Genomic DNA, 20,331 nt, shown 5'->3' on the forward strand with positions numbered 1-20,331 from the left:
GCTCAGTCTCGCGGGTCGTGCGGGTCGAGCCCGAACAGCGGGAAGGCCGTCTTGCGGGCCGCCGCGATCGCCCGGTCCACCGCGTTCGGCTCGCCGGTCGGCTGCCACGGCTCGTACGACGGGTCGACGTCGTCGGTCATCCGCAGCGGGATCTCCCGGCCCGGCCGGCGCGCGGCGGCCAGCTCCCGCCAGGCCGGCGGGGTCAGCGTGGCCGGCGCGATCGGCTCGCCCGTGGCCACGGCGAGCAGGTGCGTCCAGGCCCGCGGCACCACCTCGACCAGCGCGTACCCGCCGCCGCCGGTGGCCACCCAGCGGCCCTCGCAGAGCTCGTCGGCGAGCGCCCGCAGGGCCAGGTAGGTGGCGCGCTGACCGTCGACGGAGAGGTGCAGGTCGGCGAGCGGGTCGAGCCGGTGCCCGTCGGCCCCGCACTGGGTCACCAGCACCTGCGGCCGGAACGCGCGCAGCACCGACGGCACGACCGCGTGGAAGGCGCGCTGCCAGCCGGCGTCGTCCACGCCGGGCGGCAGCGGGACGTTGACGGCGCTGCCCACCGCGCCCGGCCCGCCGGTCTCGTCGGGGAAGCCGGTGCCCGGGAAGAGCGCCAGCGGCGTCTCGTGCACGCTCACCGTCAGCACCCGGGGATCGTTCCAGAAGATCTGCTGCACCCCGTCGCCGTGGTGCACGTCCACGTCCACGTACGCGACCCGCTCGGCGCCCAGGTCGAGCAGGCGGGCGATGGCCACCGCCGGGTCGTTGTAGACGCAGAACCCGGCGGCCCGGGCGGGCATCGCGTGGTGCAGCCCGCCCGCCACGTTGACCGCCCGCCGGGCCTCGCCCCGCCAGACCGCCTCGGCCGCGGCCACACTCGCCCCGGCGACCAGCGCGCTCGACTCGTGCATCCCCGCGAAGACCGGATTGTCCGAGGTGCCCAACCCGAAGCCGGCGAAGAGCGGGTCGCGCGGGGCGACCCGCACCGCGTCGAGGTAGCGCGGGTCGTGCACCCGGGTCAGCAGCGCGTCGTCGGCCGGCTCGGGCTTGACCAGCCGCACCCCGGGACGCTCCAGCACGCCGAGCTCGCGGGCCAGCGCGATGGTCAGCTCCACCCGGACCGGGTCGAGGGGGTGATCCCCCATGTCGTAGGCGAGCAGGGACTCGTCCCACACCACCACCGTGTCCTCGGACATGGCCTCATCGTCGCACGCGCGACCGCACGCCCCGAGCGCAGGCGCTGGGGGCTTGCCCCGGTGTCGGCCTGCTCACGCACCCTCGTGCCGCCCGGCGCACGTGCCGCTCGGCCGGCCGGCGTCGCCGGGGCGGGCGGGCCCCTCAGCCCTTCCCGGTGGCGACCGGTCGGGACGGGTCGGCGACCCAGTTGCTCCACGACCCGACGTAGAGCGCCGCGTCGGGCCGACCCGCCAGGTGCAGGGCGAGCACGGCCTGCGCGGCGGTCACCCCCGACCCGCAGTACGCCCCGACGGGGGCGCCCCCGGCCATCCCGGCGGCGGCGAACCGCGCGCGCAGCGCGTCGGCGGCCGGGAACCGGCCCTCGGCGACGTACTCGCCGGCGGGCAGGTTCACCGCGCCCGGGACGTGCCCGGCGACCGGGTCGATCGGCTCGGTCTCGCCCCGGTAGCGGGGCGCGGCGCGCACGTCCAGCAGGACGCCTTCGTCGGCGGCGGCCAGCCGGGCGGCCTCCCCCGCGTCGAGCACCGGCAGCGCGCCGGGACGCACCTCGACGTCGCCCGGCGCCGGGGTGGGCTCCGCCGTGCTGGTGGGCAGTCCGGCGGCCCGCCACGCCGGGAAGCCGCCGTGCAGCAGGCGTACCGGCCGGTGGCCCGCCCAGCGCAGCGTCCACCAGGCGCGGGCGGCGGCCATGCCGTCGCCGCCGTCGTACACCACCACGGGGTGACCGGCGCGGACGCCGGCGGCCCGCAGCGCGGCCTGGAGCGCGGCCGGGTCGGGCAGCGGGTGGCGGCCGGCCGGGCCGGGCGGGCCGCAGAGCGCGGTGTCGAGGTCGACGAAGACCGCGCCGGGCAGGTGACCGACGGCGTAGTCGTCCCGGCCGGGCGGACCCGTCAGGCGCCAGCGGACGTCGAGCAGGGTGGGCGGGTCGGCGTGGTCGAGCTCGGTCGCGAGCCGGTCGGCCTCGACCAGCAGCTCCTCGGTTCCGGACATGAGGTCAATCCAACACCATCCGGGCCCGTGCCTCGCGGTTCGTCAAGGGTCGTTCGGCCTGCGTCGGGGTAGCATCGTGGGCCGGAGGGCCGCTGACGTGAGGCATGATCTGGTCGGCACGACCGAGCCTGAAGTTACCTCCGCGGCAGGGAGGGATGAAGGTGTCTAAAACGGATCTGGTCGACACGACCGAGATGTACCTCAAGACCATCCTCGAACTGGAGGAGGAGGGCGTGCCGCCCCTGCGCGCCCGGATCGCCGAGCGGCTGGGGCAGAGTGGGCCCACCGTCAGTCAGACCGTCGCCCGGATGGAGCGCGACGGCCTGCTCACCGTGGAGGGCGACCGGCACCTGGCGCTCACCACGCACGGCCGCAGCACCGCCGTGTCGGTGATGCGCAAGCACCGGCTCGCCGAACTGCTGCTGGTGAATGTGATCGGGATGCCCTACGAGGAGGCCCACGAGGAGGCCTGCCGGTGGGAGCACGTGATGAGCGACGCCGTCGAGAAGCGGGTCTACGACCTGCTCAACCGGCCGACCCGCTCGCCCTACGGCAACCCGATCCCGGGGCTGGAGGCGCTGGGCACCCCGGGGCCGGAGACCACCGACGCCGCCGACGGTGAGCGCAACCTGGCGTTCCCCGGCCTCTCCGGGCCGGTCGTGGTCCGGCGGATCTGCGAGAGCGTGCAGACCGACGCGGACGTGCTGCGGCAGTTGCACGCGGCCGGCGTCGACCCGGGCGCGACGGTGATGGTGGCGCAGGAACGCGACGGGGTGTCGATCGACCGTTCGGGCGACCGCGTCCGCCTCCCCCGCGAGATCGCCTCCCGCGTCTTCGTAGCCGCCCACTGACCCACCCCTCCCCCTCCCGCCCCGCGCTCCCTGCCCCGGCTCGGCTCGGCGATCTTGCACTTTGTGCCCGGGCATATCCGGCACAAGGGGCAGATCGGGGGCCGAAAGTGCAAGATCGCGGAGTGAGGGGAGTGGCGGCGCGAGTCAGATGGCTCGGGTGTCGAGCTGTTTGGCCAGGGCGATCAGGGCGTCGGTGAGCTTGTCGGCGTCGGCCTTGGCCGTGTCGGGCGGGGTGGTGTAGCGGAGGGTGGCGAGGCGGCCCTCGGTGGCCAGCCAGCCCACCTCCGCGACCGGGCCGAAGGCGCCCTTGGCCGACAGGGTCCGCCGGTAGGCCTTCTGGCCCAGCCCGGTGACCTTGGCCGCCTTCTCCGGCACCATGTCCGTGGTGAAGGTGGCCGCGTCGATCGACGTCTCGGTGACGATCAGCGTCAACTCCGGCAGGGTGGCCTGCTCGGCGCGGACCACGCAGGTGTGGCTGTCGCCCGTCTCGCTGGCGGCGGCGATGTCGAAGCGGACCCCCGCGTGCTGCTCGATCACGCCGAAGTCGAGCAGCCGGCACGCCCCGCCCGACGAGGCGGCCGCCACGTCGACCGCGATCGGCGCGGGAGGCGGCACCGCCACCGGTTCGGCAGCCTCCGCACCGCAGCCCGTCGCCAGCAGTACGGCCACCCCGGCGCCCACGATCCGCCCGCGCACGATCACTCCTCCACTGTCCACCCCGACGTGTCCGCCGGACACCGTACGGCCTGCCCCGCCCTCGCGGTAGCCCTCGATCAGCCGTTCGCCGTCAGTCGTCGACGTACGGGCAGTGCCGGCAGCCGCGACCACAGCAGGTGCCGCGCCGGGCCAGGAACCCCGCGCTCAGCACGAACAGGCCGGTGGCCGGGTCGAGGTAGCCGGCCTCACCGGCAGCCAGGGCGGCGCCGTGTGCGGCCAGGATCCGCTCCCGGTCCGGATGTTCCGGCGACAGCCGGGACGGGTGTGGCTCGGTCAGCGGCCGGTCCGCCAGCGGTCGTCGCTCTCCGGTCACCGGCGCAGTCTAGAGAGCGGTCAGCCGTGCCGGGCCAGGGCGGCGGCGATCTCCTCGCGGCCCGCGCCGGCCGCGAGCAGCAGCCGCAGCAGCACCTTCGCCTTGTACGGGTCGAGCAGCCCACCGTCCAGCAGGCCCCGGCGGCGCAGGTCCGTCTCGGAGCCGACCGCCCCGTAGGTGTGCCGCAGCACCGAGCCGGCACCGGTGCGGGAGGTGAGCACCACCGGGATCCGTTCGGCCAGCGCGCCGAGCACCGGGGCCAGGACGGCCGGGACGTGCCCGACCCCGAAGGCGGCGACGACGAGCCCGTGGTGGGTGTCGGCGACCCGGTCGAGCAGCCCGCCGTCGTCGTCGAGCGTCACGGTGTGCAGCGCCACCCGGGTGGCGTCGAGCCGCGCCGGGTCGACCGGCGGCAGCGGCTCCCGCCGGGACGGGCGGGCCAGCACGCGTACGCGTCCCTCGACCACGTGCCCGACCGGGCCGGCGTTCGGCGAGGCGAAGGTGCCGGTGCTGGTGCTGTGCGTCTTGCGTACCCAGCGGGCGGCGTGGATCTCGTCGGCGAACGCGACCAGCGCGCCCAGGTCGCGGGCGGCGGGGGCCGCCGCCACGCGGGCCGCCGCCAGCAGGTTCGCCGGGCCGTCCGGGCCGGCCAGGGTCGGGTTGCGCATCGCGCCGGTCAGGACCAACGGCGCGGCGTGCGGCCAGACCAGGTCGGCCAGGAACGCCGACTCCTCCAGCGTGTCCGTGCCCTGGGTGACCACCACACCGGCCGCCCCGTCGGTCACCGCCCGCGAGGCGGCGCCGACCACGTCGAGCAGTTGGCGGTACGTCAGGTGCGCGCTCGGCACCGCATGGGTGTCGCGGACGTCCAGCGGCAGGCCCAGCTCGTCGAGGCCCGGCACGGCGGCGGTGAGGTCGGCGCCGGTCAGCCGGGTGACCACCCCGGCCCGGCCGGGGTCCACCCCGCCCATCGCGATCGTGCCGCCGAGGGTGAACAGGGCGATGGACACGCCGGGGCCTCCCGTCCGCCGCCCTGGAAGGCGGCCCGCAAGACCGTACCCTCCGGGTCGGATAACCGGTGGCGCCGGCCTGCGGGCGGCCCCGCCGGCGCTGGGGTTCCGACGGCGACGGGGTCGTCCTGCTCCGCCACCAGCGCGTCCATCACTGACGAGCCGCCCGGTCGGGTGAGGCCGGTTTCCGGGCGGACGGAAGCACGTTGGTTTTCCGTTCCGCCCGGCCTATGGTGGCTCCATGTGTTCGTTCGGTCAGCAGAGGAGCACCGCCGTCGTGGTGACGGCGGCGTCCGCTGCTGCCCGTCGGCGTGCCCTGTCGGTGACCGTCGAGACCCGGGTGGTGCGATCCGCGGTCGCGCCGTCGCCTGCCGGCTCGGTGGCCTCCGGACTGCCGAGCCCCGTCCCCGCCGGACGTAGCCCTCCGTGAACCGCTTGCAACTGTGCGAACGGCCACCAGGGCGAAGCTTCTCAAGCTTCGGCCCTTTTCTTTTTCTAGAGGGAGCTACGCCATGACCACGCACACCCAGCCGGACCAGCAGTGGCTCGATGAGCTGCGGGCGACACTGACGACCGACTTCGAGGCGCAGACCGTCCGGCTCACGCAGCTGACGGCCGACACCGGCGACCCGGGCGAGGCGCACACCCAGAGCGCGATGATCGCCGCGACCCGGCAGAGCCTGGACCAGATCACCGGGGCGCTGCGGCGCATCGCCGACGGTCGCTACGGCATCTGCGAGAAGTGCGAGGCGCCGATCCCCCGGGAACGCCTGGAGGTGCTGCCGCACGCCCGCTTCTGCGTGCCCTGCCAGCAGAAGCAGTATTGAGTGAACCGGGTCGAGGGCTGCCTCGTACGGCGGAGGCAGCCCGCGACCCGAGCGGACGCGATTTAGCCGTCACGCCGCGACCGCGCCCGGTGTCGGACACGGGGTCAGCCCCACCAGCTCATTGCCTGGCCGTGCGTGCGGGTCCAGGCGAGGGGCGCGCCGTCGAGGGACAGCACGTTGTGCAGCGCCTCGCCCGGCGGCTCCGGCAGCGCGCCGTGGGGCAGCACGTCCGGCGTCTCGTTGAACGCCGCCCGGCCCGGAGCCGGCACCTGGTAGAGCACGGAGGTGTGGAACACCACCAGCGTCGCGCCGGGCGGCGCCTGCGCGGCCAGTGCGGGCAGGTCGTCCACCAGGTCGCCGCGCGCGAGCAGCGGCGGGTCGGTCGCGGCGATAGCCGCGGCGGCCCGCAGCCGGGCGCGGCGGTGCGCCTGCTCCGGCCAGATGAGCGCGTCGAGCCAGGCGACGTCCGCCGGGTCGGTCACCCGCAGCGGGTTCAGGTCCAGGCCGGCCCGCCACACCACCTCGGGTAGCCGGTCCGGCGGCGCGGTGCCGGTGAGCGCGCAGTCGAGGACCGGCTCGCCCGCGCCGAGCAGGTGGTCGCCGTAGCGGTAGGCGTACCGGTCGGGGTAGAGGCAGAGGCCGGCGGACGCGCCGACCTCCAGCAGCGCCAGCGGCTGCGGCAGCGCGGCGAGCACCGGCAGCAGGACGGCACACCGCCCGGGCTCGTTCGTCTGGACGGCCCGGGCGCGCAGTTCGGCCTCGATCGCCGGCCAGTTCGCCAGCGCGAAGTCGTGGAACGCGGCCGGGTCGTCGACGGGCCCGCCGAGCAGCCGTACGACACCGAACAGCAGGTTCGGCTGCCGCTTGGCCGGCGGGAGCGTTCCGACCAGCGCGAGAAGTTCCTCGTCACGGGAGGCCGCGAGGGCGAGGCGCTCGTAGGTCGGCGACACGCCCCGCGCCTCCCGAGTGCCGAACTCGGCGTAGCTCTCGGCGGTCGTCATGTCCCGATGATCCGCCAACTAGGTCACCGGCTCCCGCTTGACCCACTGATCCAGGGCCCGCGTGAATTCGATCACCGCAGCCTTGGCGGAGGGCGGCATCGACGTCCGGGACGCTTGGCGGTACTTCAGGCACACCGCGAGGTTGTTGACGCGAAAGTAGACACGCACGTCGCGGTCGTGCCAGCCGTGCTCGTCGAGGTCCCCCTTTTCAGAGATGTACGCCTCCTCGCCAATGCCGGGAAGCCGCTCGCCCTCGGTAGGACAGCCACCCAGGTTGGCGGGGAGTAGGGGGGCCTCCACGTCGAGCTGGGTGAGTTCCCCGTCGTCGGGATCTTGGCCAGGCTCCCATTTGCAGCTGTTCGTAGCCTGGTGTGCGGACCAGAGCTTGGCCCTGGGAATCAACGGCGCAATGACCTCGGGGTGGTCGGCCAGGTACAGGCACACGCTCGGTGGAGTTGTGAACCGCCTGACCGACGGCGATGCGGACGAGGCTGCGGGCGTGGTGGCCGACGGGCTGGCGGACGGTTGGTCCCCACCCCGGCCGGTCGTCTCCCGATTCGGCGCCCCGTCCGGCGCGAGCGCGTAGCCGGTCGCCAGTGCGCCAGCCGTCAGGGCCATAGCGAAGATGATCGCGGCAATGCGCGTGGGCGCGACACGTCGGGCACGCGGGCCGCTCCCCTCGGACAGCAGCGGCTCGGTCAGCCTTTTGGTCGCCCCTGCGGCCTGCTCCTTGGCTGGCATGGTGACGCGAACCGTCGGGTGGTCGCCGGCCGTGACGCCGACGGCGACCTCCCGCAGACGCTCCGCGGCCACATCGGCAGACAGCCGTTCGTCCGGGCGACGCGCCATCAGGCCGAGCAGCGTCGGACTCAGCAAACCAGCACGTTCAGCCGGCCCGGGGTCGCGGCTCAACACGGCAGCGACCAGTTCTGCCGGATCGTCCGAATCGTACGCGGGCCGACCTTCGACGGCGAAGTACAGCGTCGCACCGAGCGACCACAGATCGGATGCCGGATCGGCACCCTGCCCGGTCAGCCGCTCGGGCGCCACGTAGCCCAGCGTGCCCATGACCGAGCCAGTCCCGGTGAGACCCCGGGTGGCGCCGATGACCGCGGCGATCCCGAAGTCCGTGAGTACGGCACGCCCGTCCCGCCCCAACAGGACGTTCTGCGGCTTGACGTCGCGATGCAGGATGCCGGCAGCGTGAGCGACCCGCAGTGCCGCAAGCAGTCCCTCGCCGATCTCCGCGGTCCGCCGCAGACTCAGCGGCCCGTCCTCGCGCACCACCGAGTAGAGAGATGACCCCTCGACCACGCCCATCACGATCCACGGGTGGCCATCCTCGATCAGAACATCGTGAATGGTCACGATGCCGGGGTGATTCAACCGCCCGGCCGCCCGCGCCTCGGTTATCGCGCGCTCTCGGAGCGCCTCATGTTCGGATTCGCTCAGGCCCTCGGGTAGTCGTAGCTCCTTCACTGCCACGTCGCGGTCCAGCAGGGTGTCCACAGCTCGCCAAACCACCCCCATGCCCCCGCTGCCGATCGGCTTGGCCTGCAAGACATACCGGCCCTCGGCCAGGGTGCGCCGCTCCTCCGCCATGTTCGAGAGGATAGCCAGCGTCGGCCGGCGAGGAAGCCATCGAAGGTTGCTGCTCCCGCAGCCCCAACTCGACACCTACCTGCTGCCCGGTGCGGTCGGAGATGCCCGGCGGCAGTACGCATGCCCGCCGACTACAGGACGTCGTTAGCTCTCGGCGATCGTCATGTCCCGATGATCGCGATCGACGCCTCACGTTGTCCGCTTCTGGTGACGCGGCTCCCTGCGCCGCGAGATCTCCTCCAAGTGCTGGCGCTGGTGCTGCCGCACCATCTCGTCCCAGACCTCCTGGTCGTAGTCCGGGTCGGGCGGGATCCACTTGTGGGAGCCGTCGCTGTAGTGGAAACGCTCGTCGCCGCGCCGGATCACGCTCACCGCACCCATCCCAGGAAGCGCCGGTGCAGCAGCCCGGCGGGCGCCCAGGTCAGGTCCTCGGCCGCCCAGACCAGGTAGGACCCCATGTAGAGGGCCAACGACACCGGCGCACCCTCGAACTCGGCGTGCAGTTCCCTGCACCGGGTCTGGCACGGCCAGGGCGCGTCGCAGCCGCCGCAGGTCCACAACGGAAGGACCGGGCCGTGGCTGGTCACCGCAGGCCGTCCAGGAAGCGCCGGGTGGCGACGCGAGCATGCCAGCGGGACGCCCATTCCGCCTGATAGCAGGGGTACGGCGCCAGCCGCGCCCACCACCAACGGCAGCCGACGCACAGGCCGTCGACGCCGGGCAGATGCACCGACAGGATCCGCCCGACCTGATCCTCGGTCACTGCTGCTCCTCCCCCGGCCAGCCTGCGCGCCGCAGCCTTGTCACCCAGCGACTCGACCGCGATGATCGAGGAGATCCGCAGCGCGAGGCGCAAAGAGTAGGAGGCGCACGTGGACTCGCAGTGGCGCAAGAGCACCCGGAGCGGCGGCGACGGCGCCTGTGTCGAGGCCCGGTACGTCGATGGTGTGGCCCAGGTCCGAGACAGCAAGAGCCATCAAGGTCCGGTGCTCTCGTTCTCCCGCGATCGGTGGACGGTGTTCGTCAACTCGTTGAAGCGCCGAGGCTGATTACAACGTCCTCGAAGGAGTGATCATGGGGACCTCGAATCGCCCGGTCTGGCGCAAGTCGAGCTACAGCGACAACAACGGCGGCGCATGCGTCGAGGTCGCCGCCAGCGGCGCTGGGATTTTCGTCCGGGACAGCAAGGATCCGAACGGTCCTGCACTCGACTTCTCACGTGACGCGTGGACCCTGTTCGTCGGCGAGTTCCGGACTCACCGATAGGACTTTCTCCTGCTGTTCGGATCGCTGATCCGTCCACGCGAGCTTGGTCAGTGCCGCAGCGGTCGCACTGCTGATAAGGCCGTGGATGACAGACGCAAGACGAACCGGCATACCTGCACGCGGTGAAGCGACCACGCTTGTACGGGCCTGGCGAGTTGGACGCCCTGTTCGGCGTGTCACGGCAGCGGGTTCTACAGATCACCCGCAGGCCCGGCTTTCCTGAGCCTGTCGCCCGCCTGATCGGGACAACCATCTGGGACGCGGACGAGGTGGACGAGTGGGCTCGCCACAATCGCCCACCCCGCCCCATCGACGGCGACGAGGACCGCTGACGAGAACGTGCTGCCCGCGTCTCCGTCGCATCAGCGGCACTGGATCGGTCTGGGACAGCAAGGGCCGCACCGCATTCCCCCATCGTGGGACGGAATGGACCGAGCCGCGGGCGTCGGAACGCCCGGGGCTCATCGCCGTCCTACGAACTGATGCAGTGCAGTATCTGGAATGTCGGCTATTCCTGGCCGCTGGCCAGGTCCGGTGTGGCAGCGAGGGAGCAGACGAGTACACGACCGTCCAGGGTGCCGATCGCGAGGCGGTCTGGACTCAGCCGGACGAGTGAGAGCGGAACGACGCGGTGGCCGTTGACCCGTAGCTCCTGCCGTGCGTGCACCGCACCGTCCTCGGCGCGCAGGAGCACCAGTTCCCCCGAATTGAACGTGACGTAGACGAAGTCGTCGTCGGCGTCGAGCGCTGTGGCCTGATGATCGGCCGTGAAAATCCATTGCAGCTCGCCGGTCAGGTAGACACGGCGGACCACGAAGGCGTTCCCCGGCAGCAGGCCGGCACCGTCGTGGACCGCTCCGGTGTGCACGAGCGCCGGTCCGGACCGGTCGTCGAGGTACGCTCCACAGCCGCCGAACAGATGGCCGCCTCGCGACTCGTCCCACTCGAGTGGGAACAGGCGTCGCACCGAGCCCTCGGGCACATCGACGGAGACCACCCACTCGTCTTGCCAGGGCTCGCCTTCTTGGCCTTGGAGAAACAGCAGGTCCGGCGCGTAGCGGATGTCGAAGAAGTGGTTGAACAGGTCATACCGGCCGAGTTCGACGGTTGCTGTGTTCACGCCGTCCGGGGGATGAAGAACGACCTCCCCAGTCGCTACCCGAGTGGGGTGCTCGATGCCACGTAGTGCCCACCAGCCGTCGGTCCTGGACACCATGACAGCGGAGAAGGCAGGTTCGTGGATCGCCCGGACCGCACCGTCGAATAGGTCGACCTCCGCCACGACACTCGGATCGACTGTCCACCACCCGCCCTCGAACCTGCGCGGTGTCTGCGTCAGCACCAAGGCCGTGCGCCCCTCCGGCAGCACCTTCACCTGGCGTCCCGCACCATCGACCGGGAGTCGCCACAACGACTCCTCAACCGTCGAAGACCAACATTCGAGGCGGACACCTTCGAGAGCAGCGACGATCCGACCATCGGTTAGCGAATCCACCGCCCACACCCCGCGCCGGGCCGCCCAACGCAGTCCGCGTTCCCGGCAGAGCGTCTCGATGGTGGTGACGGCGACCGCCGGGTCGGTCCGCGGTCCATCCGGAACCGGCGCCTCCCCGTACGGCATCCGTAGCATTCCCTCGGTAGCGCGATCCCAGTCATCACGGCGAATCGAGCACGCGAGGGATGTGGTAGCGAACCGCTTCTCATCCTCGTCGCAAGGAATGGCCAGCACCAGGTCGAGCGTCTGCGGATCGCGCCACGCGATCTGCCGCACCTCGCGGGGATGAGCGAGCAACGACACGGTGGTACCGGTGGTCAGGTCCAGCAGAAGTAGTTCGCCCTCGTAGGCCCATCCGCCGTCGTACGCGCCGGTGCCGATGGCTGCCAGCGGCAGAGTCGGATGGCAGGCGATCACGTTGGTCGGCCAGCGGGTAGTGACGTAGTGCAGGCAGGTCAGGTCGTCGGACTCGTATACCGCCAACGGATACCAGCCCGGGTGCGGCCGTGACCGGCTGGAGACATCGCGGCCGTGCCACTGCGGCCATTCCAGTACCCCACCAATCACGACGAGATCACCGTCAGGCGGGGCGGCGATGGCACGGGGCTGGCCGATCTCGCAGAACGGGCCGGTGCCCAATACCTGGTCCAGTCGGACCTCGAGGGCGCTCACCAGGCGGCGTCGGGTTCGATTCTCTCGATCATGAAGCGATGATGCCCTGCCGGCCTACGATCGGCAAGGCTACGAAGGTGTCGACGGCCAGGTGACGTGACAGCGACCGCCCGACCCCTACAGGATCGGGCGGTCGCTGTCTTCAGCCGTCGGTCGGCGCAGCGATCCTCACGGTTGCGGACCGCCGGCCTTCAGCCGTCGTCGTCATCGAGCAATTCGGCGTTGCAGCAGATGCAATTCGGCGCAATGTCAGCTGCAGCCGCTGGTGGAGCCGCAGCCCTCGCAGACGTAGCAGCTACCGGCCGGGCGCATCTTCGTACCGCAGGTGAAGCAGAGCGGCGCGTCGGCGGCCTTGCCGATCACGGCCTCCAGCAGCTCCGTGCTGGAACCCACCGACGGCGCCGGCTTGGCGGCGGCGACGTCCGCGACCTCCTGTGCCGGCTGGGCGACCGGCCCGGTCTTGGGCTCGGTCGGCGCCTCGACCGGGGCGGAGGCGGCCATCGCGGTGAGGTCCGCACCGTTCGCCTCCGCCTCCGCCTCGGCCCGGAGCTGGGCGGCCCGCTCACTGGCGGTGAAGATGCCCAGCTCCGCGCGGCGCTCGTACGGCAGGAAGTCCAGCGCCAGGCGACGGAAGATGTAGTCCATCACCGAGGCGGCCATCCGCACGTCCGGGTCGTCGGTCATGCCGGCCGGCTCGAAGCGCATGTTGGTGAACTTGCTGACGTACGTCTCCAGCGGGACGCCGTACTGGAGACCGATGGAGATGGCCACCGAGAAGGCGTCCATCACGCCGGCCAGGGTCGAGCCCTGCTTCGACATCTTGAGGAAGACCTCGCCGAGGCCGTCGTCCGGGTAGGACGACGCGGTGAGGTAGCCCTCGGCGCCGCCGACGGAGAAGCTGACCGTCTGGGACGGGCGCTTCTTCGGCAGCCGCTTGCGCACCGGGCGGTACTCGACGACCTTCTCGACGACCTTCTCCACCTCGGCGGGGGCGGCCTCGGTGGCCTTGTTGGACTTCGCCACCGAGAGCGGCTGACCCACCTTGCAGTTGTCCCGGTAGATCGCCAGCGCCTTGAGGCCGAGCTTCCAGCCCTCGAAGTAGATCTTCTCGACGTCCTCGACGGTGGCTGCCTCCGGCATGTTGACCGTCTTGGAGATGGCGCCGGAGACGAACGGCTGGATGGCCGCCATCATCCGCACGTGACCCATCGGGGCGATGGAGCGCTCGCCCATCGCGCAGTCGAAGACCGGGTAGTGCTCCGGCTTGAGGCCGGGGGCGTCCACCACGTGGCCGTGGTCGGCGATGTGCTCGACGATCGCCTCGACCTGCTCCTCGGGGTAGCCGAGGCTGCGCAGGGCGCGCGGCACGGTCTGGTTGACGATCTGCATCGAGCCGCCGCCGACCAGCTTCTTGAACTTGACCAGCGCCAGGTCCGGCTCCACGCCGGTCGTGTCGCAGTCCATCATGAAGCCGATGGTGCCCGTCGGGGCGAGCACGCTGGCCTGCGAGTTGCGCCAGCCGTTCTTGTCACCGATCTTGTTGCCCTGGGTCCACTGCTTCGTGGCCTCCCGCTGGATCGCGGTGGCAACGGTGCCGGCCGGCTTGATCGCGTCGTTGGCGGCGGCGTGCTTGCGCATGACCCGCTTGTGCGGCTCGGCGTTGCGGGCGTAGCCGTCGTACGGGCCGACGACACCGGCCAGCTCGGCCGAGCGGCGGTAGGCGGTGCCCGTCATCAGCGAGGTGATCGCCGCGGCGACCGAGCGGCCCTGCTCCGAGTCGTACGGCAGGCCGGAGGCCATCAGCAGGGCGCCGAGGTTGGCGTAGCCGATGCCCAGCTGCCGGTAGGCGCGAGACGTCTCACCGATCTTCTCGGTAGGGAAGTCGGCGAAGCAGATCGAGATGTCCATCGCGGTGATGACGAACTCGACCGACCTGACGAACTTCTCCACCTCGAAGCCGCCGTCGGCGCGGAGGAACTTCATCAGGTTCAGCGAGGCCAGGTTGCACGAGGAGTTGTCCAGGTGCAGGTACTCCGAACACGGGTTCGACGCGGTGATCCGCCCGGTCTCCGGGCAGGTGTGCCAGTCGTTGATCGTGTCGTCGTACTGGAGGCCGGGGTCGGCGCACTCCCAGGCGGCCTGGGAGATGGAGCGGAACAGGTTCTTGGCGTCGATGGTCTCGATCACCGCGCCGTCGAGCCGGCCGCGCAGGTCGAAGCCGCCGCCGTTCTCGACGGCGGTCATGAACTCGTCGGAGACGCGGACCGAGTTGTTGGCGTTCTGGTACTGCACGCTGACGATGTCGGCGCCGCCCAGGTCCATGTCGAACCCGGCGTCGCGCAGCGCGCGGATCTTGTCCTCCTCGCGCGCCTTGGTGACCACGAACTCCTGGATGTCCGGGTGGTCCACGTCGAGGATGACCATCTTGGCCGCGCGCCGCGTGGCGCCGCCCGACTTGATGGTGCCGGCGGAGGCGTCCGCGCCGCGCATGAAGCTGACCGGGCCGGAGGCGTTGCCGCCGGAGGAGAGCAGCTCGCGGGAGGAGCGGATCCGGGACAGGTTGACCCCGGAGCCGGAGCCGCCCTTGAAGATCAGCCCCTCCTCCTTGTACCAGTCGAGGATGGAGTCCATCGAGTCGTCGACGGCCAGGATGAAGCAGGCGCTGACCTGCTGCGGCGAGGGCGTGCCGACGTTGAACCAGACCGGCGAGTTGAAGCTGAACACCTGGTGCAGCAGCATCCAGGTCAGCTCGTGGGCGAAGACCTCGGCGTCAGCCGGGCTGGCGAAGTAGCCGTACTCCTCACCGGCGGTGCGGTAGGTGGTGACCACCCGGTCGATCAGTTGCTTGAGCGACCACTCCCGCTCCGGGGTGCCCACCGCGCCCCGGAAGTACTTGGTGGTCACGATGTTCGCCGCGTTGACGCTCCACGACTCCGGGAACTCGACCCCGCGCTGCTCGAAGTTGATCGAGCCGTCGCGCCAGTTCGTCATCACGACGTCGCGGCGCTCCCAGGCGACCTCGTCGTAGGGGTGCACCCCCTCGGTGGTCCAGACCCGCTCGACCTTGAGCCCCGCGCCGGCCTTGCTCCGTGCCCTGCTCGTCGTCACACCATCCCCCGACATCTCATCCGCCCCCTCGTCCGCGCGGCCACCTCGCCGCGCGATCCGACTGTCATCAACTGCGAAGAACTTCAACTGGTACGGCCGGCGGCCTCGACCGCGTCGGCCCCGGCGCCCTCCCGGGCGCGTGCGGCGGCCCGCAGCGTCTCGATCTCCCGCTCGAAGTCGGCGAGCGAGTCGAACGACCGGTAGACGCTGGCGAACCGCATGTAGGCGACCTCGTCCAGGTCCTGCAGCGGACCCAGGATGGCCAGCCCCACCTCGTGGCTGGGGATCTCGGCGGCCCCCTTGGCCCGGACGGTCTCCTCGACCTTCTGCGCGAGCAGCGCGATCGAGTCGTCGTCCACCGGCCGGCCCTGGCACGCCTTGCGCACCCCGCCGATGATCTTCGTGCGGCTGAACGGCTCGGTGACCCCGCTGCGCTTGACGACCGCGAGGACCGCCTCCTCCACCGTGGTGAACCGCTTCCCGCACTCCGGGCAGGACCGCCGCCGGCGGATCAACTGGCCGTCGTCGGCCTCCCGCGAGTCGACCACCCGGGAGTCCGCGTGCCGGCAGTACGGACACCGCATCGGCCCGACCTCCTTCATCGACTGCGGGCACGCCGACCGCTTCCCGGGCACGCGTCAGCGCGGCGGAGCCATCTGTCGATGGTCTTCGCCGTGTCGACGGTACGGGAGTGCGGTCGGTAGTCGAACCCAACCTGTAGGCGACTTACGCCCGTGTGACTACTACATCTAGGGGTCGACCGTATGCCGCCGACGATCCGCGGTCAAGTTGAGCGGCGTGTCCGGCGCGTCACCGCCATCCGGAGTCGACCCCGGCCGGCGCCGCCCGCCGCAGAACCAACCGTCCGGCGCCCCCCGGGGTTATTCGTCCGGTCGCGGCGAAACCGCCGCCGATCGGGCAGGCGTCGAACACCCGTTCGACCCGACGTACCATTTATCAGAACGTGAGTACGAGCAGGGCCACTTTTCACCCCGACACGCCGAGGTGATGTCGTACAGACGTTTGAAAATGACCGATCTCACCTATACGGTCATGAACAACCGGGCGCGGATCGTTCCGTCACCGGTCACCACGCACCGCCGCACGCACCACGAGCCGCCAAGGCACCCAGCGCCGACCAGGGAGGACGGACGTGACCGAGGACCGGGCCAGCCGGCCGAAGAGCCCGCAGCAGATCACCGAGGCGGGCCCGCCGGCCACCCGACGCCGGAGCGCCGCGCGCAGCCGGGCCGGGCAGCCCGCCGTGCGCCCGGTCACCCCGGTGGTGAGCGCCTTCCCCGACCCGGCGACGGTGGATCTCACCGCCCGGCAGCGGCGGATCCTGGAGTTCATCCGCACCTGGGTGGACCGGCACGGCTATCCGCCGAGCGTGCGCGAGATCGGCGAGGCGGTCGGCCTGGTGTCGCCGTCCAGCGTCGCCTACCAGCTCAAGGAGCTGGAGAAGAAGGGCTTCCTGCGCCGCGACCCCAACCGGCCGCGCGCCGTGGACGTCCGGGCCCCCAGCGATGTCGACGACGAGCTGACCCGCTCGCAGCGCCCCGCCCCGGCGTACGTGCCGATGCTGGGCCGGATCGCGGCCGGTGGCCCGATCCTGGCCGAGCAGGCCGTGGAGGACATCTTCCCCCTCCCCCGCGAGCTGGTGGGTGAGGGCGAGGTCTTCATGCTCCAGGTCAAGGGCGACTCGATGCTCGACGCGGCGATCTGCGACGGCGACTGGGTCGTGGTCCGGCAGCAGCCGAACGCCGAGGCGGGCGACATCGTCGCCGCGATGCTCGACGGCGAGGCGACGGTCAAGACCTACCGCCGCCGCGACGGGCACGTCTGGCTGATGCCGCAGAACCCGGCCTTCGACCCGATCCCCGGCGACGACGCGACCATCATGGGCCGGGTCGTCGCGGTGCTGCGCCGCATCTGATCCCGTGGCGCCTCCGGAGCGGTCGCCGACGGCGACCCCCGGAGGCCCGGGGACGTCAGTAGCGGTCGCCCCGGTAGCCGCGGCTGCCACCCCGCCCGTGGCCGTTGGGGCCGCCGCGGCCGTCGTCGTAGCCCTCGTCACGCCGGCGGGCCGGCCGCTGACCGCGAGGATCCTGCTCGCCGCCGCGACGGGGCGGCTCCGCCCGGCCACCGCCGCCGTAGACGCCGGGGCCCGGTTGACCCCCGCCGCCGTAGACGCCACCACCGGGACGGCCACCGCCGCCACCGCCTGCGGGGCCACCGGGGCCCGGCGGCCGGCCGCCACCGTAGGCACCGCCACCGCCACCCGCTGGGCGACCGCCACCGCCACCACCGCCGGCCGGGCGACCGCCACCGTAGACGCCGCCGCCGGCCGGGCGGCCACCGCCGTAGACCCCGCCGCCGGCCGGCGCGGCCCCGCCGCGACCACCGCCCGCCGGGACCGCCCCGCCCCGCCCGCCACCGGGCGCACCGCCGTAGACGCCACCGGAGGGCGCGCCACCGTAGACGCCGCCCCGCGCCCGGTCGCCCGGCGGCAGGAAGTCGTCGTCCGCCGGGCCCCGCGGATCGTCGGCGAGGTCGTCGCGCTCCGGCCCGTCGGCGTCCCGGCGCGGGGCGGCCGGTCTGCGCCGGGCCCGCAGGATGCCGAAGACGCCGGCGGCCACCATCAGCGCGCCGATCACGCCGACCGCGGCGATGATGTACGTGATGTCGCTCAGGCTCAGGCCGTCGAGCCACGACTGCCCGGCCGCCTTCTTCGGCCCGTCGCCCTCGCCGGCGACCGGCTTCGCGCCCTCGGTGGAGGGGGTGTAGCTGAGAATCTCGACCGGCTCGGCCTCGTCGAGCTGGCCGCCGTCGGAGACGGTGAGGAACGTCTTGCCGTCCGGGGTGTAGGCGATCGCCTCACCGAACGGATCGGTCAGCGCCGTCACCCGGGGCTTGACGGTGGTCAGGGCCGCCACGATGTCGCCGCCGGTCACGTCGTACTCGAAGGCGTCGGCGTAGGTGCGCACCACCACCCGCGAGCCGTCGGGGGAACGGGCGGCTCCGGTGATCGCCACGCGGCCCGGAGCGCCGAGCCGGTTGTCCGTGTCCGTCCTCGGCAGGGCGATCTCGCCGACCTTCTTCATCGGCACCGCCTCGGTGTCCCCGCTCTTCATCTTCGCGGCGGGGGTGAAGATCTGCGCCTTGCCCGACATCACCTTGGTGATGATCAGCGGGTTGCCGTCGTCGCCGATGAGCAACGCCTCGGCGTCGTGTGGCTTGCCCTCGGGGTAGGAGAGCCGGTGCAGCACCGGCCGCTTGGACCCGTTGACCGGCATGCTCCACAGCGCCACCCGCTCGCGGCGCTCGCGGCTGGTGACGTTGTCACCGGTGTCGGCGATCCACAGGGTCTGGCCGTTCGGCGAGAGCGCCAGGTCCTCCGTGTCGAACGGCCCCTGCCCCGAATAGCGGACCGGCTCCTTCGAGATCTCACACTTGGCGTCGAGGAAGAAGACCCGCTTGCGGCTCTCCACCTCGGTGCCGTCGTTGATCACGATGTAGCCGCTCTTGGTGGCCACCAGGCCGGACAGCTCGCGCAGCCGCTCGTCGGTCACCGCACACCGCTTCTTGCCGGCGGCGGCCGTGAGCGGGGACGAGGCCGAGGCGGGCGCCGCCAGGGCGGCCCCCGCACACGCCACGGTCGCCCCCAGCAAGCCGAGGGCGACCGTGACCGAAGCAACAGCGCGGCGCATTGAATCAGTGTCGCATGCCGCAGGTTTCCGCCGGGTGACGCCGGGACGCCGTCACCGGGCGGACGCGACCGCCTGGCTCTCCGCCGCCGCTCGGAACGGGGCCAGCTCGGCGGCGAGCGCCTCGCCCACCCGGACGTGCACCAGCGTCCCCTCCGGCAGGTGGGAGGTGCTCAGCACCTCACCCTGCCGGTGCACCCGCGCCACCAGGTCGCCCCGGTCGTACGGGAGCACCGCGCGGACCTCCACCGCCGGGCGGGGCAGCCGCTCCTCGACGGCCTCGCGCAGCCCGTCGAGCCCGCGCCCGGTGTGCGCGGAGACGAAGACCGCCTCCGGCCAGAGCCGCTTGAGCCGCAGCAGCGTCTCCTCGTCGGCCGCGTCGGTCTTGTTGACCACGAGCAGCTCGGGCAGCCGGTCGGCGCCCACCTCGGCGAGCACCTCACGGACGGCGCGGACCTGCTCCTCCGGATCCGGGTGGGTGCCGTCGACGACGTGCACCACCAGGTCGGCCTCGGCCACCTCCTCCAGCGTCGAGCGGAACGCCTCGACGATCTGGTGCGGCAGGTGCCGGACGAAGCCGACGGTGTCGGAGAGGGTGTAGAGCCGCCCGTCGGAGGTGGTGGCCTTGCGGGTGGTCGGGTCGAGGGTGGCGAAGAGCGCGTTCTCGACCAGCACACCCGCGCCGGTCAACCGGTTGAGCAGGCTGGACTTGCCGGCGTTGGTGTAGCCGGCGATGGCGACGGCGGGAACGGCGTTGCGGGACCGCCGGGCACGCTTGGTCTGGCGTACCAACCGCATGCCCTTGATCTCCCGGCGCAGCCGGGCGATGCGGTGGCGGATCCGGCGTCGGTCGGTCTCCAGCTTGGTCTCACCGGGGCCACGCAGGCCCACGCCGCCGCCGGCGCCCCCGCCGCGACCGCTACCACCGGTCTGCCGGGAGAGGGTCTCACCCCAACCGCGCAGGCGGGGGAGCAGGTATTCGAGCTGGGCCAGCTCGACCTGCGCCTTGCCCTCCTTGCTCTTGGCGTGCTGGGCGAAGATGTCGAGGATCAGCGCGGTGCGGTCCACCACCTTGACCTTGGTGCGCTGCTCCAGGTTGCGCAGCTGGGACGGCGACAGCTCGCCGTCGCAGATCACCGTGTCGGCGCCGCTGGAGAGCACGACCGAGCCGAGGTCGTCGACCTTTCCCCGGCCGATGTAGGTGGCCGGGTCGGGGCGGTTGCGCCGCTGGATCAGCCCTTCGAGCACCTGCGAGCCGGCGGTCTCCGCCAGCGCGGCCAGCTCGGTGAGGCTGTTCTCGGCGTCGCTCTGGGTGCCCTCGGTCCAGACGCCCACCAGGACCACGCGCTCCAGGCGCAGCTGGCGGTATTCGACCTCGGTGATGTCGGCGAGCTCGGTGGAGAGGCCAGGGACCCGCCGCAGTGCCTGCCGCTCTGACAGCTCGAACTCGCCGGTGGTGGCGTCGAGCTCGTCGTCGGTGTAGGGGAGGTAGGTCTCCTGGTTGGTCAAGCTGGTCTCCTGTCCGTTCTGTCACGTACCGAGCAATCCTGACATGTGTCAACGCCGGACGCACCCGCTATATGCCCG

Annotated in this window: 20 protein-coding genes; 5 read left to right on the plus strand and 15 right to left on the minus strand. The window is 72.0% G+C overall.

Features of this window, described 5'->3' with window-relative positions; genetic code table 11:
- Window positions 1-2: 2 nt before the first annotated feature.
- Together AB0G14_RS04620 and AB0G14_RS04625 are read right to left on the minus strand one after the other, a co-directional pair.
- Window positions 3-1,184: an acetoin utilization protein AcuC gene (locus AB0G14_RS04620; RefSeq protein ID WP_357693694.1), complete on the minus strand. Its 1,182-nt coding sequence runs from the start codon at window positions 1,182-1,184 to the stop codon at window positions 3-5.
- A 142-nt stretch (window positions 1,185-1,326) separates the two neighbouring features.
- A complete protein-coding gene (locus AB0G14_RS04625; RefSeq protein ID WP_357693696.1) occupies window positions 1,327-2,175 on the minus strand; it encodes a sulfurtransferase in 849 nt (282 codons plus the stop codon).
- A 155-nt stretch (window positions 2,176-2,330) separates the two neighbouring features.
- On the opposite strand from AB0G14_RS04625, the gene AB0G14_RS04630 reads away from it, so the two are divergent.
- Window positions 2,331-3,026: a metal-dependent transcriptional regulator gene (locus tag AB0G14_RS04630; protein WP_357693698.1), complete on the plus strand. Its 696-nt coding sequence runs from the start codon at window positions 2,331-2,333 to the stop codon at window positions 3,024-3,026.
- Window positions 3,027-3,170: 144 nt separating this feature from the next.
- Here the strand turns inward: AB0G14_RS04630 and AB0G14_RS04635 are convergent, their stop codons facing one another.
- The 3 genes from AB0G14_RS04635 to AB0G14_RS04645 all read right to left on the minus strand — a co-directional run bounded on the left by AB0G14_RS04635 (window position 3,171) and on the right by AB0G14_RS04645 (window position 5,066).
- Window positions 3,171-3,722, minus strand: a complete 552-nt coding sequence (locus tag AB0G14_RS04635) for a hypothetical protein (protein WP_357693700.1) — start codon at window positions 3,720-3,722, stop codon at window positions 3,171-3,173.
- Between the two features lie 91 nt (window positions 3,723-3,813).
- Window positions 3,814-4,056, minus strand: a complete 243-nt coding sequence (locus AB0G14_RS04640) for a DUF5522 domain-containing protein (RefSeq protein WP_357693702.1) — start codon at window positions 4,054-4,056, stop codon at window positions 3,814-3,816.
- Between the two features lie 20 nt (window positions 4,057-4,076).
- Window positions 4,077-5,066, minus strand: a complete 990-nt coding sequence (locus tag AB0G14_RS04645; protein ID WP_357693704.1) for an asparaginase — start codon at window positions 5,064-5,066, stop codon at window positions 4,077-4,079.
- Window positions 5,067-5,578: 512 nt separating this feature from the next.
- Between AB0G14_RS04645 and AB0G14_RS04650 the strand changes: the two genes are divergently transcribed.
- Entirely contained in the window at window positions 5,579-5,893 is a 315-nt protein-coding gene (locus tag AB0G14_RS04650; RefSeq protein ID WP_350710945.1) for a TraR/DksA C4-type zinc finger protein, read from the plus strand.
- A gap of 104 nt (window positions 5,894-5,997) precedes the next feature.
- Here the strand turns inward: AB0G14_RS04650 and AB0G14_RS04655 are convergent, their stop codons facing one another.
- From AB0G14_RS04655 to AB0G14_RS04675, 5 genes are all read right to left on the minus strand, one after another.
- Entirely contained in the window at window positions 5,998-6,894 is an 897-nt protein-coding gene (locus tag AB0G14_RS04655; RefSeq protein ID WP_357693706.1) for a DUF2332 domain-containing protein, read from the minus strand.
- Window positions 6,895-6,912: 18 nt separating this feature from the next.
- Window positions 6,913-8,496, minus strand: a complete 1,584-nt coding sequence (locus tag AB0G14_RS04660) for a serine/threonine-protein kinase (RefSeq protein ID WP_357693708.1) — start codon at window positions 8,494-8,496, stop codon at window positions 6,913-6,915.
- 189 nt (window positions 8,497-8,685) lie between these two features.
- Window positions 8,686-8,868, minus strand: coding sequence for a hypothetical protein (locus tag AB0G14_RS04665; protein WP_357693710.1), 183 nt, complete (start codon window positions 8,866-8,868; stop codon window positions 8,686-8,688).
- A complete protein-coding gene (locus tag AB0G14_RS04670; RefSeq protein ID WP_357693712.1) occupies window positions 8,865-9,083 on the minus strand; it encodes a hypothetical protein in 219 nt (72 codons plus the stop codon). The genes AB0G14_RS04665 and AB0G14_RS04670 overlap by 4 nt, the downstream gene beginning before the upstream one ends.
- Entirely contained in the window at window positions 9,080-9,259 is a 180-nt protein-coding gene (locus AB0G14_RS04675) for a hypothetical protein (protein ID WP_357693714.1), read from the minus strand. Before AB0G14_RS04675 ends, AB0G14_RS04670 begins: the two co-directional genes overlap by 4 nt.
- 109 nt (window positions 9,260-9,368) lie before the next feature.
- Between AB0G14_RS04675 and AB0G14_RS04680 the strand changes: the two genes are divergently transcribed.
- Together AB0G14_RS04680 and AB0G14_RS04685 are read left to right on the plus strand one after the other, a co-directional pair.
- Entirely contained in the window at window positions 9,369-9,545 is a 177-nt protein-coding gene (locus AB0G14_RS04680) for a DUF397 domain-containing protein (protein WP_357693716.1), read from the plus strand.
- Between the two features lie 25 nt (window positions 9,546-9,570).
- On the plus strand, window positions 9,571-9,762 hold the full coding sequence (locus AB0G14_RS04685) for a DUF397 domain-containing protein (protein WP_357693718.1): 192 nt from the start codon (window positions 9,571-9,573) through the stop codon (window positions 9,760-9,762).
- Between the two features lie 508 nt (window positions 9,763-10,270).
- Here AB0G14_RS04685 and AB0G14_RS04690 read toward each other — a convergent pair.
- The 3 genes from AB0G14_RS04690 to nrdR all read right to left on the minus strand — a co-directional run bounded on the left by AB0G14_RS04690 (window position 10,271) and on the right by nrdR (window position 15,621).
- The gene (locus tag AB0G14_RS04690) at window positions 10,271-11,929 is read right to left on the minus strand and encodes a hypothetical protein (RefSeq protein ID WP_357693720.1); all 1,659 of its coding nucleotides are present in this window, start codon (window positions 11,927-11,929) and stop codon (window positions 10,271-10,273) included.
- Window positions 11,930-12,178: 249 nt separating this feature from the next.
- The gene (locus AB0G14_RS04695) at window positions 12,179-15,052 is read right to left on the minus strand and encodes a vitamin B12-dependent ribonucleotide reductase (RefSeq protein WP_357693722.1); all 2,874 of its coding nucleotides are present in this window, start codon (window positions 15,050-15,052) and stop codon (window positions 12,179-12,181) included.
- Window positions 15,053-15,120: 68 nt separating this feature from the next.
- Window positions 15,121-15,621 (minus strand): transcriptional regulator NrdR, encoded by a 501-nt coding sequence (nrdR, locus tag AB0G14_RS04700; protein ID WP_350685385.1) that lies wholly within the window; start codon window positions 15,619-15,621, stop codon window positions 15,121-15,123.
- Between the two features lie 569 nt (window positions 15,622-16,190).
- Between nrdR and lexA the strand changes: the two genes are divergently transcribed.
- Window positions 16,191-16,973, plus strand: coding sequence for a transcriptional repressor LexA (gene lexA / locus AB0G14_RS04705; RefSeq protein WP_357693725.1), 783 nt, complete (start codon window positions 16,191-16,193; stop codon window positions 16,971-16,973).
- A gap of 55 nt (window positions 16,974-17,028) precedes the next feature.
- Here the strand turns inward: lexA and AB0G14_RS04710 are convergent, their stop codons facing one another.
- Complete coding sequence (locus AB0G14_RS04710; protein WP_357693727.1) at window positions 17,029-18,747, minus strand: hypothetical protein; 1,719 nt, start codon at window positions 18,745-18,747, stop codon at window positions 17,029-17,031.
- Between the two features lie 51 nt (window positions 18,748-18,798).
- Entirely contained in the window at window positions 18,799-20,253 is a 1,455-nt protein-coding gene (gene hflX, locus AB0G14_RS04715; RefSeq protein ID WP_357693729.1) for a GTPase HflX, read from the minus strand.
- Window positions 20,254-20,331 lie beyond the last annotated feature (78 nt).

Origin of the sequence: Micromonospora sp. NPDC023814, assembly GCF_040639595.1 — a bacterium.
Lineage (GTDB): Bacteria > Actinomycetota > Actinomycetes > Mycobacteriales > Micromonosporaceae > Micromonospora.